At 60.1% G+C, this 15,883-nt stretch carries 11 protein-coding genes; 2 read left to right on the top strand and 9 right to left on the bottom strand.

Annotated features, from left to right (window positions below; genetic code table 11):
- Nucleotides 1-87: 87 nt before the first annotated feature.
- The 9 genes from ACX80C_RS13910 to ACX80C_RS13870 all read right to left on the bottom strand — a co-directional run bounded on the left by ACX80C_RS13910 (nucleotide 88) and on the right by ACX80C_RS13870 (nucleotide 13,066).
- Nucleotides 88-2,550, bottom strand: coding sequence for a DUF262 domain-containing protein (locus tag ACX80C_RS13910; RefSeq protein WP_459327046.1), 2,463 nt, complete (start codon nucleotides 2,548-2,550; stop codon nucleotides 88-90).
- A gap of 50 nt (nucleotides 2,551-2,600) precedes the next feature.
- The gene (locus tag ACX80C_RS13905) at nucleotides 2,601-3,467 is read right to left on the bottom strand and encodes a phosphoadenosine phosphosulfate reductase family protein (RefSeq protein ID WP_459327045.1); all 867 of its coding nucleotides are present in this window, start codon (nucleotides 3,465-3,467) and stop codon (nucleotides 2,601-2,603) included.
- The gene (locus ACX80C_RS13900; protein WP_459327044.1) at nucleotides 3,457-6,639 is read right to left on the bottom strand and encodes a hypothetical protein; all 3,183 of its coding nucleotides are present in this window, start codon (nucleotides 6,637-6,639) and stop codon (nucleotides 3,457-3,459) included. The genes ACX80C_RS13905 and ACX80C_RS13900 overlap by 11 nt, the downstream gene beginning before the upstream one ends.
- Nucleotides 6,640-6,989: 350 nt before the next feature.
- Nucleotides 6,990-7,940: a DUF4007 family protein gene (locus ACX80C_RS13895; protein WP_459327043.1), complete on the bottom strand. Its 951-nt coding sequence runs from the start codon at nucleotides 7,938-7,940 to the stop codon at nucleotides 6,990-6,992.
- Nucleotides 7,937-9,124 carry a cysteine desulfurase family protein gene (locus ACX80C_RS13890; protein WP_459327042.1) on the bottom strand — a complete coding sequence of 396 codons (1,188 nt, stop codon included), beginning with the start codon at nucleotides 9,122-9,124 and terminating at the stop codon, nucleotides 7,937-7,939. The genes ACX80C_RS13895 and ACX80C_RS13890 overlap by 4 nt, the downstream gene beginning before the upstream one ends.
- 101 nt (nucleotides 9,125-9,225) lie before the next feature.
- Nucleotides 9,226-9,414 carry an Lsr2 dimerization domain-containing protein gene (locus ACX80C_RS13885; protein WP_459327041.1) on the bottom strand — a complete coding sequence of 63 codons (189 nt, stop codon included), beginning with the start codon at nucleotides 9,412-9,414 and terminating at the stop codon, nucleotides 9,226-9,228.
- Between the two features lie 542 nt (nucleotides 9,415-9,956).
- The gene (locus ACX80C_RS13880; RefSeq protein ID WP_459327040.1) at nucleotides 9,957-10,637 is read right to left on the bottom strand and encodes a response regulator; all 681 of its coding nucleotides are present in this window, start codon (nucleotides 10,635-10,637) and stop codon (nucleotides 9,957-9,959) included.
- Nucleotides 10,634-11,890 (bottom strand): sensor histidine kinase, encoded by a 1,257-nt coding sequence (locus ACX80C_RS13875; RefSeq protein ID WP_459327039.1) that lies wholly within the window; start codon nucleotides 11,888-11,890, stop codon nucleotides 10,634-10,636. Before ACX80C_RS13875 ends, ACX80C_RS13880 begins: the two co-directional genes overlap by 4 nt.
- Nucleotides 11,891-12,052: 162 nt before the next feature.
- Nucleotides 12,053-13,066, bottom strand: a complete 1,014-nt coding sequence (locus ACX80C_RS13870) for a Fic family protein (RefSeq protein WP_459327038.1) — start codon at nucleotides 13,064-13,066, stop codon at nucleotides 12,053-12,055.
- Between the two features lie 697 nt (nucleotides 13,067-13,763).
- On the opposite strand from ACX80C_RS13870, the gene ACX80C_RS13865 reads away from it, so the two are divergent.
- Nucleotides 13,764-15,023, top strand: a complete 1,260-nt coding sequence (locus ACX80C_RS13865; RefSeq protein ID WP_459327037.1) for an ATP-binding protein — start codon at nucleotides 13,764-13,766, stop codon at nucleotides 15,021-15,023.
- Between the two features lie 123 nt (nucleotides 15,024-15,146).
- Entirely contained in the window at nucleotides 15,147-15,872 is a 726-nt protein-coding gene (locus tag ACX80C_RS13860) for a GAP family protein (RefSeq protein ID WP_459327036.1), read from the top strand.
- The last annotated feature ends 11 nt before the right edge of the window (nucleotides 15,873-15,883 follow it).

The following is a 15,883-nucleotide window of genomic DNA, read 5'->3' as shown; positions in this document are numbered from 1 at the left end:
ACTCTGGAGATGAATAAAATCAAGTGGAACTCGATCGGACGGCAACGCACCCACTGACCTCGAATTCCGGGCCTAGCGAGATGGGATTTACTGGCCGGCAGGTTCTGAGACCTCCTCCTGAAATTCGTCTTCCAGCTCCTCATCATCAACGTCCGCGTCATTGCCCACTCCGACCACTGGGTCTTCGCTCGACTCTGACCACGTAAGACCAAGCCAGTCCTTCAGCTGCATGTAGGCGAGTCGAAGAAGAACCTCAGCACGCTGGTCCATAAAATCTAGGTCCCAGTCATCAGCTCGTTCCCCGAGCGCTCGAAGGTGCGGAAGATGACGAGACATCTGCGCCAAGTCTTCCGTTGATTGTGCAAAGATGAATCCTGAGTTGTTGAGGGTGGACTTCGCATCGTCCGCAGTCGAGGCACCGAGCGCTGCATATAGTATCTTTTTCTCGCTCCAGGGTCTCGAGCTTAGCGACGTGTTGGCAGCGCCCGGTGCGAGGACCAAGTTGCCGAGTTTGTGAACAATCTCTTTGTGCTTGTAGAAGTCATGATCCCAGCCGTCTGTTGCCTGCTGCGGCGCTATGTGCTCGATAGTTAGATGTGTTTCATCGGCCCAACCGTCCGAATTAAAGCACGACGCCAGTCCAGCTTTACCACGGACAACCAGACCAGGTATGTCGTGATCCTCGATTGTGTCGTGGTGGGCGGCTAAGAGCAAGAAACGAGTAAGCGGCCGACTAATCTTGTAAAGAGGCAGAGCCCCTGCTGATGCCAAGAATGAAGCGAGATTAGCGATTCCCCCGTGCTTGGTATCGGACAGACGGGCAGCGAGCTCTTTCTTTAGGCCCTCCGCGTCTACCATCGGATTGGGTTTCGTCGAGTCAGACACTGCCCGCCGACGTGCTAGCGGGCCGATGCCGGTCAGCGAGTCACCGACCATCACCGATCGGTACTGACTATCGATGTTTCCCGTTCCGCGCCGGGTCGCACGCCAGAAAACGGTAAAGGCCGTGATCGCCTTGATCGCGGTTTCGAATTCGGCGATACGCTTGCTTCGATCCTCGCCCTCTTCGGCATGGACGGCCTCGGAGTAGAAGCGAACCAGAGGCGCGATGGCGATCGTGTGATTGAGTGAGTTCAGAAAGGACAGGCACAACTTAACAGTGTCTGTCATGGCCGATGCATCCAGCCCAATCAGTTGACGGGGTGTTCCGGCAACCGGTTCCCAGGTCGTCCCAATGAAGGCGGAAGTATCACTCAAATGCCGCAAGTAGGCCGCGCGCTCATCCTCGACGCACTTCAGGCTGTCAAAGGTATCCCTCATGTAAATACGCTGATCGGGAAGCCGCTTCGATAGTTTCTTGCCTGTCTCAGCCAACGCAAAGCTAACCAGCAACTCTCTGGTCACATTTTGGAGCTTATCCCCTACACCGAATTGGTCAAGGTAGCTCTGCACAGCTTTCATATACCGGTGTGCATCGGAATCCTTGTAGTCCTGGATCGTCTCCGCCATGACAACGCGCGGCAGGAAGGTCTCAAACGCTGTCAAGGGCTCCCCCGTGGTATTCAGCGACTCAAATATGGTGAAGGCATAATCTTCATTCTTGCCTTGAACAACCGTAAGCGCGATACGGTTTAGCGCGTACGCGGCAAGCATGACGAGCCGCATCAGTTCCGCCTCCGGATCGTCGTCCAGCTCCTCCAACCACTCACACAGCTCTGGGTCGAGCTCGTGATTGAACAACGCGCGTTGAAATTCTATCTGGGTCGTAAGGACCGAAAGTGGCGGTAAGTCCTCTAGCTCCTCGATCTGTTTACGCGTCGCGAGCTTGCTGAGGGCGGAGCGAATTTCTCCAAACCTCTTGATGAGATCATCCTCTCCTTCGCCAACCCCCACGCGTGCCTTCGGCCTGAAATCCGTCGGTTTCGTCGTCCTCGCTTCGCTGTCGGCAATCACCGAGTACTCATAGAGAAGGTTCGCGATTGGGGACTGATACTTCTTGAGCTTTTCGTTCTTGGCCCACTGGTCGACAAACGCCCGAATCAAGCGAGGGTAGATTGGAGTTGTGCCGTAGTTGTTCCTCTCATAGAAGGCGGTTCCCAGCATCTGCAGGATGGTGATTGTTTCTGAATAGAGATGCATTCGAGGGCCTTCTGCCGCGTCCGGCTCCTTGCCTTTGAACACCTTCCATGAGCGCTGGCGGATAAGGTTGTGAAGGCTCACCAGCAGCAGAAGTAGGCTGGAAAGGCGTTGTTGCCCGTCTATCACGGTGAGCACTTTGGATGGCACATCGGGCTTCACGACAGGATTTACGGTGACGTGATTAACGTCATGGATTGTGATCACCGTGCCGAGAAACGTGAAGCTGTCCGGGGCGTCACCGAGGTTCTTCAGACCGTGCAGTGTGTCGTCAAGGAGTTTCTCAACCTTGTCCCTCCCCCATCCGTACGGGCGCTGGTAGGGCGGCAGGTAAAGACCAAGGCCGTTGTCAGACAGCAGCTCGCGAAGACTTTTGCTCTGAGCTTCGAAAATCTCTTTGGCTTGGGTTGGCATGCGGAATCCTTCGGTTTAGTGGGACTCGGTGATGGGCCGTGCGATTCCAATCAGATGTGGCAGGCCAAGCAGGCTTCGTCGCCACCATCCTCAGCAAGGACGTCGTCGAGAACATCAACGAGTGGCAAATTCGTTCGGCGGTTCGCAGCTCGCTCCATAGCCGCAGCGTGCTTAGCCTTGATCTCGTCCGAGCGGTCACGCATCTCGCGCAGCGTCTCTCCAGCCGACCAGGTGTACTGGCGGCCCTTCATCGCCGTGTCTTCAAAACCTTGCTTCTCCTCATAGGCAATAGCCTCATCAAATAGGTCGGGATGACGCTCCGAAAGCCCGATCCATTCTGACTTGCGTTGGAAGAAGCAGAATGAGCAACCGCTACGTGTTCGCCACTCGTAGTACTCCGGTAGCCCAACACCGGCATCATCAAGGATCTTGAATACTTGGTCTTTGGTGATGCCGTCTTCCTTGAAAGGAAAGACGGGACGAATCGTCGGTTTTGTGCTGATGTACCCACTCCGGTTCTCGTCCGCCCGTATACCGATGTAGGTGTATGTCTTGGTGTCTCCCAGCCATGCCTCAAGTGGCTTGATCTTGAGCTGCTTCGTGCACCAACGCATCTGCGGACTTGGTAGCGCCCCACCGTATACCTGCAACCAGTGGTCGAATCCGCGCTCGGCGTTGAGGCGCACAATGCGCTGACCGAGGACTGCCTCCAAACTTGACAAATATTCGTAAATTTCGGGCAATTCTGCCCCTGTGTCGGTGAAGAAATACTCGAGGTTCGGAATGCGGTCCTTGAGGTAGATCGCTAATGCCGCGCTGTCCTTACCACCACTTATGCCAAGGACATGGCGCGCTCCTACATCAGCTAGCGCCTCGTGGAGCGGGACGCTCGTCATGTTGAGCTTGTCAGTTGCCACTGCGAGCCTTCCTGTCGTGTGTGTTTGGGGTGGAATTATCTAAGTCGATTTCCAGTTGTGGGTTCGATTGAAGCACCCGTTCGACAAGGAGAGCGGTAAGGCCATCACGACCGTGCGGACCCCCGACAAGTTGCTCCGCTTGCTGCAGCGCGTTATCAACGAGTCCGGCAAGCGCCGCGACAGCGTTGTCATCATAGAAAACAACACGACTGGTCTCCTCCCCCTCGGGATTCGTCACGGTCAAGCGTCGAGCTTGGAAGGTGCCTTCCCTCGATCTCGCACGCGCATCGAAATGCAATGCCTCAACACGGTGAAACGCCGCGACCGTCTCAGTCAACATAGATCGGAAGCGTTTGCCATCCTCATCCAACCAGAGCTCCACCGACTTGCCGGTCAGCGTGAGACCCATCCGACCAAGCCAACCGACATCGTCCGGCGACTCGTCGGAAGCGTTAAAAATGAATGCTTGGAGTTTGGGATTGAGCACCCTCCCCTGCAGCGGCTCGGAACGAACCTGCAACGCCTTCCGCAGCGCCGCTACGTCCGCCGCCCGATCAAACGCGTGAGCAAGAAGGTCGCGGATCTCCAGCAGCTGGCGCTCGTAGGCCCCCCGCAGCTCCTCCAATGAGGAGTGCAGCGCCCTTCCAAACTTCGCGACAGTGTCAGCGGAAGGGTTCTTCCACTCGCTATCTTCCAACCCACATGCCTCCGGTAGCTCGTTGAGCAGCAGCCGGTCAGGTTCGCGTGCGTCGAGCAGCGCCTTTCGCACGGCGAGCGCCTGCTCCGACAGGTTGCTAGTGCGCTTCGTGTAGGTCGGCATGCTGCGCACGAGATTGAGTAGCGGCGCAGCCACCGCGAGCACCGTTTCGTTCCGAAGGGTTTGGGATGACATAGCGCTCAAGCCACCTATCCCCAGGGAGGCAGTCGCCTTCGAGATAGCCGAAAGAATCTGCACACGGTTACCCCGCGTACTGAACGACTTGAGGGAAAAACGCTGTGGCGCCTTGACAAGACGCTCCACAAGGTCAGGTGTAAGGCTGGGCTGGAACGTCCCTTCTTCATAGATTGCGACATCATCATTTCTTTGCAGGAGGTATGCCACGAGAAGGACCGGAATTGGCCCCTCCTTCAACCCAATTGGTGGCGCCACCAGACGCTTGTAGAGGTGAGCGACTGAGCCCGGCGAATCGCTCGCAGCGTCGATGAATTGAGCGATCGAGCCCCAAGCGTACTGGAGCGAGCCCTTCGGGCCGGGCCTACCGAATGCCCAGGCCACCCCGCGCTCAGCATGCAGTCCAGTGTGTTTGAGAACAGCCTCGTACATGGCCCGTTCTGGCCCGTATCCTTTCAGGCCGAGGCGTTCCTCCGTGCTGTGTTCAATCATCGCCTCTATGAGTTCCCGGCGCGCCTTAGCACCTTGACTAGTTAACTCACGACGACCGAGCATCTCGTTTCGGATGTGCGGGCTCTGGCTATAGGCCTCATCGCACACGTCAGAAAGCAGACGTGAAAGGCCGTGTGGACACGGGAGCGGCTCGCCGAGCCCATCGGTTTTGACCACTCGATACTCCACACCATCGGCGCCAGGTTGAAACACTTCTGCCAGGGCTTGCGACAGGCGGTTCCTAGCGTCTGCTACGCGGTCTTGAAGTTCGCGTCGCGCGACACTGTCTGCCATGACGTCTTGCTGGTCCAGAACCGCGAGCGCGGCCGCCACTTCGATGGCCGCATCACGAACGCGTCGGGCACGGTTGCTGGTTGCCAGAATCGTCGGACGAAGGTCCGCATTAATCTCCAGCCGGGTAGCAGTTTCGGCCGACCCTAGGTGGTAGATGAAGACACCGTCTGCAGGATTGTCCTCTGCCAATCTCGGCAGAACGCGAGATCTGTCATCCGTATATGCAACCGAGAAGTATCGAAGCATGCCAACGTGCTGGCTGTGCCGTGCGGCGATAATCGGTGTATCTGAATGAAGCCGAGATAAGAGGTCGGACACATTGGTGCTGCGGAGTTGCTCTCGAGCGTCGGCGACCCGCCCACGAAGGTCAACGTCGCTGCCCTGCCACAGTCTGTACTCATCCGCGAATGAACGGAAGGTCAGAAATCCACGACCCTCTAGGTCATCCAGACGTCTACGCCACGTCGCGTCTTCAGGACCCGACGGGTCGTTCAGCGCGAACGATACCAAGTCGGAAGATGCGCGTAGCCCTAGTGCATTGCCCATAAGATTCAGCAGGCCGACGGTCTTCAGTACTGCCTGATCCTGCTGGTCCAAGTTAGCTGCCTCGCGCACTCGCTCATGAATCTCGCGCCAACGGCTCCCGCCGATGCTTAGTGCCATTGCCTGGCCTGAGCCTGCAAAGAAATCGAACAAGTCGCTCAACACTATGACAGGGAGCGGTTCCAATTGCTTCGGTACCGGCGTCGAATCTAAGAAGCTTCGCGTCGTTCCCGGCTCGGTGCTGGCGAGGAAGGTGAAAAGAGTTCGACCATGCTGACCAAGCTGACCACACAATTCGGGTAGCGCCAGTAATGCGATTGGATGCAGCGGGTAGCACTGCATTACAGTCTGGGCGCCGCCGGGCAGATGGTTGGCGACTCCCGCGGCCCGGGCAGCGACAAAAGCAGCGTCAGCCCAGTCCTGACGCCGTTTGGCAAGGGTTGGTGAGATGCCACTAGCGTCCAAAGCTCCGGCCACTAGCCGGAGGGACTGCTCAGCGGAATCGAGAAACGCTACATCCTCAAAGCGTCCCTGGACCTTTCCCCACTCACGACGCTGCTGGGCAGATGCCTGACGCACATAGTCATCGAACGCGAGGTGCTGCAAGGTAAAAGTGAAGATCGGTGCAGCTTGCTGACCAGTCGCCTGCTCGGCAAGCTCCTGGAGAACAAAAAGGTCGGTGGAAGCTTCCATGCTATCGCTCGCCCGAGAGGCGAAGTGCTCAAGCGTCTTGCCAAATTCATCGAGCACAAGCAGCACAGGTGTCAACTCGGAAATGACACGAGCAGCGGCCGCAACAGCGCGCGCTGATCTTTTAGCATGCGCAGAGTCGAGGGCCTCAGACACGGCCTTCGGCGCACGCTTGGGCCATCTAGCTTGCGTTCCATTGACGAGGGCCCGAAGCAGACTGTCAGACAGTGGTTCCTGCTGGCAGGTGGTTGTAGCCAGCACGAACCCATCCGAGGCACCGACAAGCCGCCGTGCTTCCGTCAGCGCCTCATAGAGAGCCCCGTCAGCCTCTCGCAGTGAACGCTCGGCGGCTTCCCGCAGCTCACCAACGGGGCCGAGTAGCGCTCGTAGGAAGAGGGCAAATGAACTCTTGCCCGCCCCGTATGGGCCGGTAAGTGACCACGAGCGTCCCGTGCCTGAGCCACCCATCGAATCCACAAGCCGCCGCAGCACTTGCAGCGCGCGACTCGTTGGGATGTAGTGCTCCACCTGCTGCTGATGAGCCTCTAGGTTAGCCGCACGAAGATACCGCTCCTTGGGCCGGATGTGATCGCTCAGTCTCACCCCAACGGTCATGCTGCTTGCTCCTGGCTCACTCGGTAGTAGTCGCTGACTATCCGGTCACGAAGCGTTTCGATATCGCCATCCACGATGAGTTGCCTCAGTCCGGCTGGTTCGGTCACGCGCAGTTCTGGTACCAACTTCGTCGCTTCGATAAGGACGTCGTAGAGATTGCTTTCCGTCAATCGAAATGCACGACCTGGAGCACCCACATCGCTGGCCAATCGTGCAACGCTGATCGTTTGTTCCTTCGCCCCGGTATCAGCGAGGAAGTCAAGGCAGGCATACGCGACGATTGCCGCTGGAAGCGTCGGCTTAGGACCAGTGGCGAACCGCCAGCTTTTCGTCTCCCCGACCGCAGGCATGATCAAGCCGAGCTGCCGTGTGGGGCAGTCCAGCAGATCGTCCATAGTCTGGCGACCTGTACGACGAACGGCGAAGGTGCGCAATAAGCAATCGACATCCTTCTTCACTGACGACTCCATCACACTCTTCCAACCGGCGGCAGCCGTTAATTCAATGACCAGATCGGTCAGCTGATACTCCTCGAACTGCTCGGGAGCGAAGAGATTGAATGCGATCCACCACACTGGTGCAGTGCACTTACGGTCAAGCAGTTTCCAATGTAGTAGCCACAGGCTCGCTGGGTCCTCCAACCACGGATCCCACCCTTCCTCATTGAGGAGTTGGCGCCCGAAGGTAGAGGGCTCCAGGTGCGGCGTACGAGGTCGCTGTGCATTCGGAGTCGGTTCGATGATCTTGTACGCCTGGCACCAATACCGGATGGCGTTCACCATATTCTTCCCGACTCCGAGCTCAACCGTGGCGTTTGGCTTCGAGAAGGCGTCGGGATCCGCAAGGGCGGCAGTAAAGCCCTTCCGGAGCCAGCCGAACCTCAGGTGGAAGGTCTCGTGCCGGGCAAACCCTGAATCGGCTGCGGCAGCTAACAACGCCCCACTCATAGTGCATACCTCTCTTGTGACCCAGGACCACAAAGCATATGGACCAACTCAATGTAACCACGCCTTAACTCTTCCACTGCTGCGTCGACATCCGCCGTGCTGGTATATCGACTGAGGCTCAGGCGGATCGAACGTGCGGCCTCCCAAGCGGAGACACCCATAGCGAGCAGAACTGGAGAGGGGGTGGGCGCACCAGCATGACAGGCGCTCCCGGTCGATGCAGCTAACCGCGGTAGCCGCGCAAGCAGAGCATCAGCCTCGACACTCTCAGGCCCGTCCAGTCCGACCGCTACATTCAAGATTCCAGGCAGACGTTGACTTGAATTGGCAGCATGCTCGACGATATCGCCGATGTTCATCTTCAACCCAATGAGCAATCGCCGGCGCAGCACCCGAACCACCTCGGCGCACTCAGCTCCCGAGGACAAAGCAAGCTCCACCGCTGCACCGAAACCCGCGATGGCGGCGACATTGGCTGTTCCGCTTCGGAACCCACGCTCCTGACCACCCCCCGTCACTTGAGGGCGAAGGCGGTTTCGCGCCATCGGACGAACGATCAGCGCGGCAGCTCCTTGGGGCCCGTGCATCTTGTGCGAGCTGACTGTTACTAGATCGCAGTCATCCAACATCGTGTTCGGTCCCCAGGCCATCAGTTGGCTCGCGTCTGCATGTACGAGCGCTCCAACCTTGTGCGCTCGTGCAACTATCTCATCGAAAGGCTGGATAACACCTGTTTCATTGTTGGCCGCATGAATGGAAACTAGCGCGGTAGCCGGCGAGAGGACTGCTTCCAAATGATCGAGATCAATTTCTCCCGTACCGCTAACATCGACCAAGTGCGCACGGCCCAGCTCAGATGTGACGTCGTTAACCGTCGCGAGCACCGACGGATGTTCGGCCTTTGTTGCGACGATATCGCCGGTGCCAGGTTGACGTACTATGCCCCTCAGGACCAGATTGTTCGCTTCAGTCGCACTCCCGACAAAAATGACGCCCGCTGGTCCGACTTGTAACAGTTCGGCGACCACTTCCCTAGCCGTCGCAATTCGGCTAGCTGCCACGTGTCCGGCGGCATGCGCCGCACCGGCATTACCCGTCTCTTCAAGTACTTGGACGGTAGCCTGCAGCGCCTCCGGAGCTATGGGAGTCGTCGCGGCAGCATCCATGTAAATCAGGTCGGCCATGCAGGTCCTTCCTCGTAGTGGGCCGATAGTTGCTTGCAGTCCGAGACTCTACGTTCAAGCACTGACAGAATTGATTCAAAGCACCCGATTCAACGCGACTACTAGTGGCGGTAGCGCAGCCGCCGTGCAGCTCCCACATAAATATTCATGGCGGATCGAAACTGAGCGGCGTTGACCGTAGTCAGGTCCAACTCATAGTGGGTTCCATCGATGGCGAAACGCACTGTCTCATCTGCAGCAGCCGTTCCATCTAGGTCATCCACAAGAATTGTCAGCACTTGAATCGCCATGCCCTCAGTATCGCTTGTAGCTTCAGCCCAGCTGCGGGCAACACGCAGGGATCGGTTTACTCAAGACAGGCCATAACCCTCGAATACGATTGTTCATGCGAGCAGACCAAGATCCTCCGCTACCATCACAGCACCGGCAACCCGGCGGAGACTTTCTGCACGTTCGCCCCGATGATGCGCCGCCGGCACCGTTACGTTGACGACGGTGTGAGCACCGGCCCAGTAGCAGCCTCGTACACGAAAGTGTTAATTGCAACATCGCGCAGGCTGAACTCCTCGACCGGCCTGCGCGGCACCCAGGTTAAGTTCCTCGAGACCGGCCCGTTCGACGTCGTCGTTCGCCTGAAGTGTCCAGAGCCTGGCCTTACCTATCCCGCCAGCACCCACCCGCAGCGCTCCCGCGGTCGGTCTCAACGGTCTTGAAGGTGATATTGCTCATCGCTTCCTGGTGGTTGTGGTCGGTGTACAAGTCCTCGGTCTCGTAGCGCAGCAACACGGGGTCGGTACGTCGACGCCCGGGGCCTATCCACACCGAGGGCCCCCTACAGCAGACCCTCTTCCCTCGCGATAATCGCCGCCTGCGTCCGTGACGCACAGCCGAGTTTTGTTAGCACCCGGGAGACGTGTGTCTTGGTCGTCCCTGCGGAGATGCTCAGGCGCACTGAGATCTGGCTGTTTGAAAGGCCCTCGGCAATCAAGGCCAGCACCTCCGCCTCGCGCTGCGTCAGCTCATCACCGGGAACGCCCGAAGGAACCCGTAACCCAGGACGCGAAGCCTCCACGCGCTCCCGGTCCAGCGCAACGAACTCACGTAGCAACCGCCGCGTCGCCTCCGGAGCCAGCACCGCGTCCCCGGCCGCAACGCGACGTACCGCATCAACCAACGCCGGCGGCTCAACCCTCTTCAACAGGAAGCCCGCTGCACCGGCACGCAGCGCTCCGAAAATGTACTCGTCCACGTCGAAGGTGGTCAGCACCAGCACCTGCCCCCACCCCGCCGCCGTCACCTCGCGCGTCGCGGCGATGCCGTCCACCCCGGGCATCCGCACGTCCATGAGCACCACATCCGGCCGCAACGCGGCAGCATTCTGCACGGCGGCAGCTCCATCGGCGGCCTCCCCCACCACCTCGATACCCATAGCCGACTGCAGGATGAACCGCAGACCGGCGCGGATCGAGGAATGGTCGTCTGCGATGAGTACCCGCACCAAGGACCCGTTCACAGTCCCACACCCAAAGGACGGTCCAAACCAACGCCGCTCAATACGGAAACCGGCAGCACCAGCCGCACCGTCCAGTACCCGTCCTCGGCCTGCACGCTCAGGCTCCCGCCGACAGCTCGCGCACGCTCCTCCATCGTGGACAAACCGAGTCCCATGCCGGGAACAGTAGGCAGCGGCCCAGGAGCCAGGAGATTAGAAACCTCCACCACCACCGAATCATCACCATCACGGACGGTCACCGACACATCAGAGCCCGGCGCATACTTCACCGCATTGGTCAACGCCTCCTGCACAATCCGGTAGCCGGCCAGATCCACGGCGTCCGGCAACCGCATATCGCGCCGCTCGTCAGTCACCACAACGGTGCTCCCGTTGAACCGTGCCGTCTGTACCAGCGCGTCAAGGTGGGACAGCCGCGGTAGCGAGCTGGCGCCGTCGTCGTTCGCGTCCTCCACAGAGCCGGAAGGCGCGCGCAACAGGGAAATCATGGCGCGCATATCCTCCATCGATTCGAGGGCGGAGCGGCGCACCAGAGTGAGCGCGGCGCGGTCCTTGCCCTCCTCCGCCGGGGTAGCGAGCGCGCCGCCGGAGTGCAGTGCGATGGCCGAAAGGTGGGAGGCGACGACGTCGTGAAGGTCGCGGGCCAGGGCGTCGCGTTCGGCTCGGACGGCCTGCTGACGGTCGGCTTCGGCGAGGCGCTCCACAGCGTCGGCGCGGGCGGCAGCGGTTTCGGCGAGCTCGGACTTGCGGCGCACATCGTTCGCCCACCACAGCGGGCTGAGGAACAGCGCGGCCTGCTGCAGGGCAGTGAGCACCGTCCACTGCAGGTTCCCGGAATCCACTAGTTGCGCCGTGGTGGGCACAATGACCAGCACCGCCCCAACGCCCCACAGCACACGCCGGGTACGCGCCCCGGAATACAGCGCCGCGCTGTACAGAAGGTCGAACAGCGGAAGGAGCATGGCCACGCTGCCGCCCAGCGCCAGGTCCCAGCCGAACATCCCCGCACCCACCAGCAGCGCCGGCACTGGCGCCGCACGCTTGAACACCACCGCAACCGAGGCGATGAGCACCGGCGCAACATGCCACCAACGCTCGACGTCGGACGCCAGGGACGCGAACCCCGCCCCACCCCACAGCCCGGTCAGCCCGAGCGCGATCAACGCGAGCGCCACAGCGAATGTCAGGGCCGCGATCTGCGCATCGTGACGCAGTTCCTGGGGAGTCAGCCGGCGGATCGGGAGTTTTCGCACCCCTCGATTGCACCACACAGCATCCGCCGAGGAGTCAGCCAAAAGGTGTACGCGCGGCAGCGTATGCCAACACATGGCCCTTCGCGATCTACTGTGCCGGCCACGAGGACTACGAAGACTCAGCGCTGCCATGAGAGCCGGGAATGTCACCTCATCCTTCGGCTAGTGACGCTGGCGGCGTCCGGCGCGTGCAGCGAAGTCGTCCAGCGCATCAATGATGTCCGTCGCAATGTAGACCGCCATCCCCTTCACCTTGCCTGCCGGCTTCAGCACCTCCGCATCCAGCAGCACCTCGATAGCGCGGTACACCGCTGATTCTGAGGCGTCTGTACGATGCTTGAGCATCTGCGCGGTGATTGCTGGTTCGCTCGTGAGGAAGTCGACGACGTCGTGGGCAACCTTGGATTTCGAATGCATGACGCGGCCCTTGTACTCGTTTCGTGCCTCCTCAATCTCGGCAACGAGTTGCCGGCCGTTGTCGATCGCACGGAACGTGGACTCAGCGAAGAGCTCTACGATCGGTTGGATGTCGCCTTCGCGGTACGCAGTCAGCGACTCAAAGTAGGTTGCGGTGTCGGTGAGGAGTCCCGAGGATACGGGTATGGTGACCTTCTCCGTCACATTCTTGTTTCGCAGGATTGACCCAACAATGGCTCTGCCTGTGCGGCCGTTGCCGTCGGCGAACGGGTGGATGGTTTCGAACTGGGCATGGGTGATCGCTGATTGTGTCAGCGCTGGGACGTCGTCGCGCTGCATGAATTCAGCCAAGTCTTCGAGGGCCGCTGTCACCCGCTCGTGATGCGGAGGCAGGAAGTCCGCGGTGTGCGGTGAGTTGCCGCGAATCCACACCTGCGATTCCCGAATCTGTCCTGCAATATTGGGCTCGGACTCATGCATCAGCGCCCGGTGCATTGCCTGGATGTTCTGCACCGACAGGTCATCGGAGAGGTCCAGGGCTGCCTTCATGGCGGCGACGTTGGACACGATGAGGCGCGCATTCCCGCTGGAGGTGTCACCCAGCCCAGCCAGAGCGATCTTTCGCGACCCTGCTGTGAAGTTCTCGATCTGCGAACTGGCCGCTGACTCACTGCGGAGCAGAAGGTTCGCAAACGGTGCTGTTCCGGCGCCCATCTCGGCGTCAAACCGCACCATTTCGACGATGGCCTGCTCGGCCATGGCATGGGTTCGAGAATCCAGGTGGGGCGTGCAATCAGCGATAGGTTCGAGCACCGCCGCCTGGTACGGACCTCTCGCGCGCAGACGCTGCCTGCGTGAAATGCCCGGATCGCTGTCCGCTTTCCATGGACGTTCTTCGTAAGTTACCGGTGGCCACGCATCCGCTGACGTTGGAACGGTCCCTACTTCTGACGCAACACGCTGCGCGTACCTTCCGCCGCTGGGAATTCCTGATCTCTCACGCGGATGTTCCAATGGCTCTCCTCAAATGGGAATTTACAGGTCCAATACTCCCACTTGGAATGATTAGTGGGAATACTTCACTCCCTGATTCCCACTTTGCGCAGTTGTCGTCGGCATCCACTCCCCCGATTCCCACTTCGAAACCTGCAACGTTGACAAGCGGCGTTCGCTGCATCAGCACCTCTTCGGCAGACTGCGTCCGCGGCAGCGGCGTGCTGCGTAGCGTCGTCGCACGGAACCCTGGCGATGGAACCGGTGAAAGCGACCATGCGCACCAGCGGTGGGTGACGAAGCACTGCGCCAAGTCACCAGCGTCCGTGCTCGACGTAGGGCTAACTGGATGCTGGATATGCTGCCAACGGTCAGGTTGAGTAGCTGCTATTGGGATACTAGAGTAGCTGCTATTGGGATACTAGAGTACCTGCTAATAGGATACTAGAGTATTGGAGACGCAATGGCATCGTACGTAGAACGGGTTGTGGACAAGGAATTGGATGAGCTATTCCCGACGCTGAGCGCGATTGCCCTTGATGGACCCAAGGGGGTGGGGAAGACAGCGACGGCAGCCCGGCGAGCAGCGTCAACGTTCTTTCTCGATTCGCCAGCCGAGCGGGAGCTGCTGCGGGCCGACCCTCGCGCCATACTCCGAGCGCGTCCCCCCGTCCTCGTGGACGAATGGCAGTTTGAACCACCGTTATGGGACGTTGTGCGCAGGGCAGTGGACGACGGCGCCGCTCCAGCGAGTTTTCTGCTCACAGGCAGCGCAACACCCAAGCCGGGGACCGATACGCATAGCGGTGCCGGACGAATCGTTTCCCTGCGTATGCGCCCTCTGGCTTTTTCCGAACGTCGGTTGGCTGAACCCACAGTCTCCCTGGCAGCCATGTTCACTAAAGACAGCGCAATCAGAGGCCGATCCACTCTGGAATTGCCCGACTACGTCAGGGAGATACTTGCATCGGGTTTCCCCGGAATTCGTACGCTGCCACCACGAGCTCGTCGCCTCCAGCTGGCGGGCTACGTGGACCGGATTGTAGACAGGGACGTTCCTGAACAGGGCTACGCCCTGCGGCGACCGCAATCCCTCCGGCTTTGGCTTACAGCATATTCGGCGGCGACTTCAACGACGGCGTCGTACAGCCGGATTTTGGACGACGCCACCACGGGGGATTCAGACAAGCCGTCGAAAGTGACTACTGCTATCTATCGAGACCTGCTCACGCGACTTTGGATCCTCGACCCGTTGCCCGCCTGGGTTCCGTCCCCAAACCCTTTCACCAGATTGGCTGTCATGCCGAAACACCAACTCGCCGACCCTGCACTTGCCGCCGCCCTCACGGGGACCACCGAACAATCAATCGGCTCCACACGGGGATTTGCAGGCGGCGGATGGCTAGGCCAGTTGTTCGAATCATTGGCAACACTGTCCGTCCGGGTCCTCGCGCAGGCAGCCGAAGCCTCTGTAGGGCACTTTCGCACCCGCAACGGTGATCGGGAAGTGGACCTGGTGCTGGAACGGTACGACGGCAAGCTCGTAGCACTGGAAATAAAGCTCGCTGCAACAGTGAGCGACCGAGACGTCAATCACCTGCACTGGTTACGGAGTGTTTTGGGTGATCGCCTGGCGGATGCTGCCGTGCTCACCACCGGCCCGGCTGCCTATCGACGGGCCGATGGGATCGCTGTCATTCCCCTGAGCCTGCTTGGTCCCTAAACTCACCCCTCGATTGCACCACACAGCGCCCGGCGAGGAGTCAGCCAAAAGGTGTACGCGCGGGCTTGGAATCGGCCTTTCGACAGACTCCCTCTGCGGCGCGTGCTGGGTAGCGTCGTCGGCATGACGCTTACCCTCGCCGGAATCCTGGCGGTCCTCGCCCTGATCGACTCCACCAGCTTCGGCACCCTGGTGATTCCGCTGTGGCTGATGCTCGCACCCGGCCGGCTGCGCGTAACGCGGATCCTGGTGTTCCTGCTGACGGTCTGCGTCTTCTACTTCGGCGTAGGCGTGGCGGTCTACTTCGGTGCCGAGCTCGCCGTCGAACAGTTTGGAGACTTTTTGACCACCCGGCCGGCGCAGATCGGCCTGCTCGCCGCGGGCTTGGGACTCGTCGCGTGGAGCTTCTCACTCGAAGCGAAAGCCAAGCGCGAGAAGGCTGCCGGGGCAGCGCCGTCGGGCCGGTTCCTACGGTGGCGGGCCCGGGCGGTAGGGCACGACGACGGCGGCACGGCCACCGGCGGCACGCTCGCCCTGGTGGGACTCGCCCTCGCAGCGACCACCGTGGAGGTCGCAACGATGCTGCCCTACCTGGGGGCGATCGGACTGATCACGACCTCGGAGATCGGGTGGCCTGTTTCCGGCGGTGTGCTCGCGGGGTACTGCCTGCTCATGGTGCTGCCGGCGGTGATCCTGCTGGTGCTGAGGTTGGGTGCTGCGCGGCTGGTGGATCCGGTGCTGCGGAAACTGGACGGGTGGCTGGCGCGCAACTCGACCAACACGCTGTCCTGGCTGGTGGGGATCCTCGGGGTGGTTTTGGTCGTGAACATGTCCGGGGCGGTACTGTAGGTGGCGGTAGT

Source organism: Arthrobacter tecti (assembly GCF_054511355.1).
Note: the sequence above shows the minus strand (reverse complement) of the source record. Positions and strands in the feature narration are given on the sequence as shown.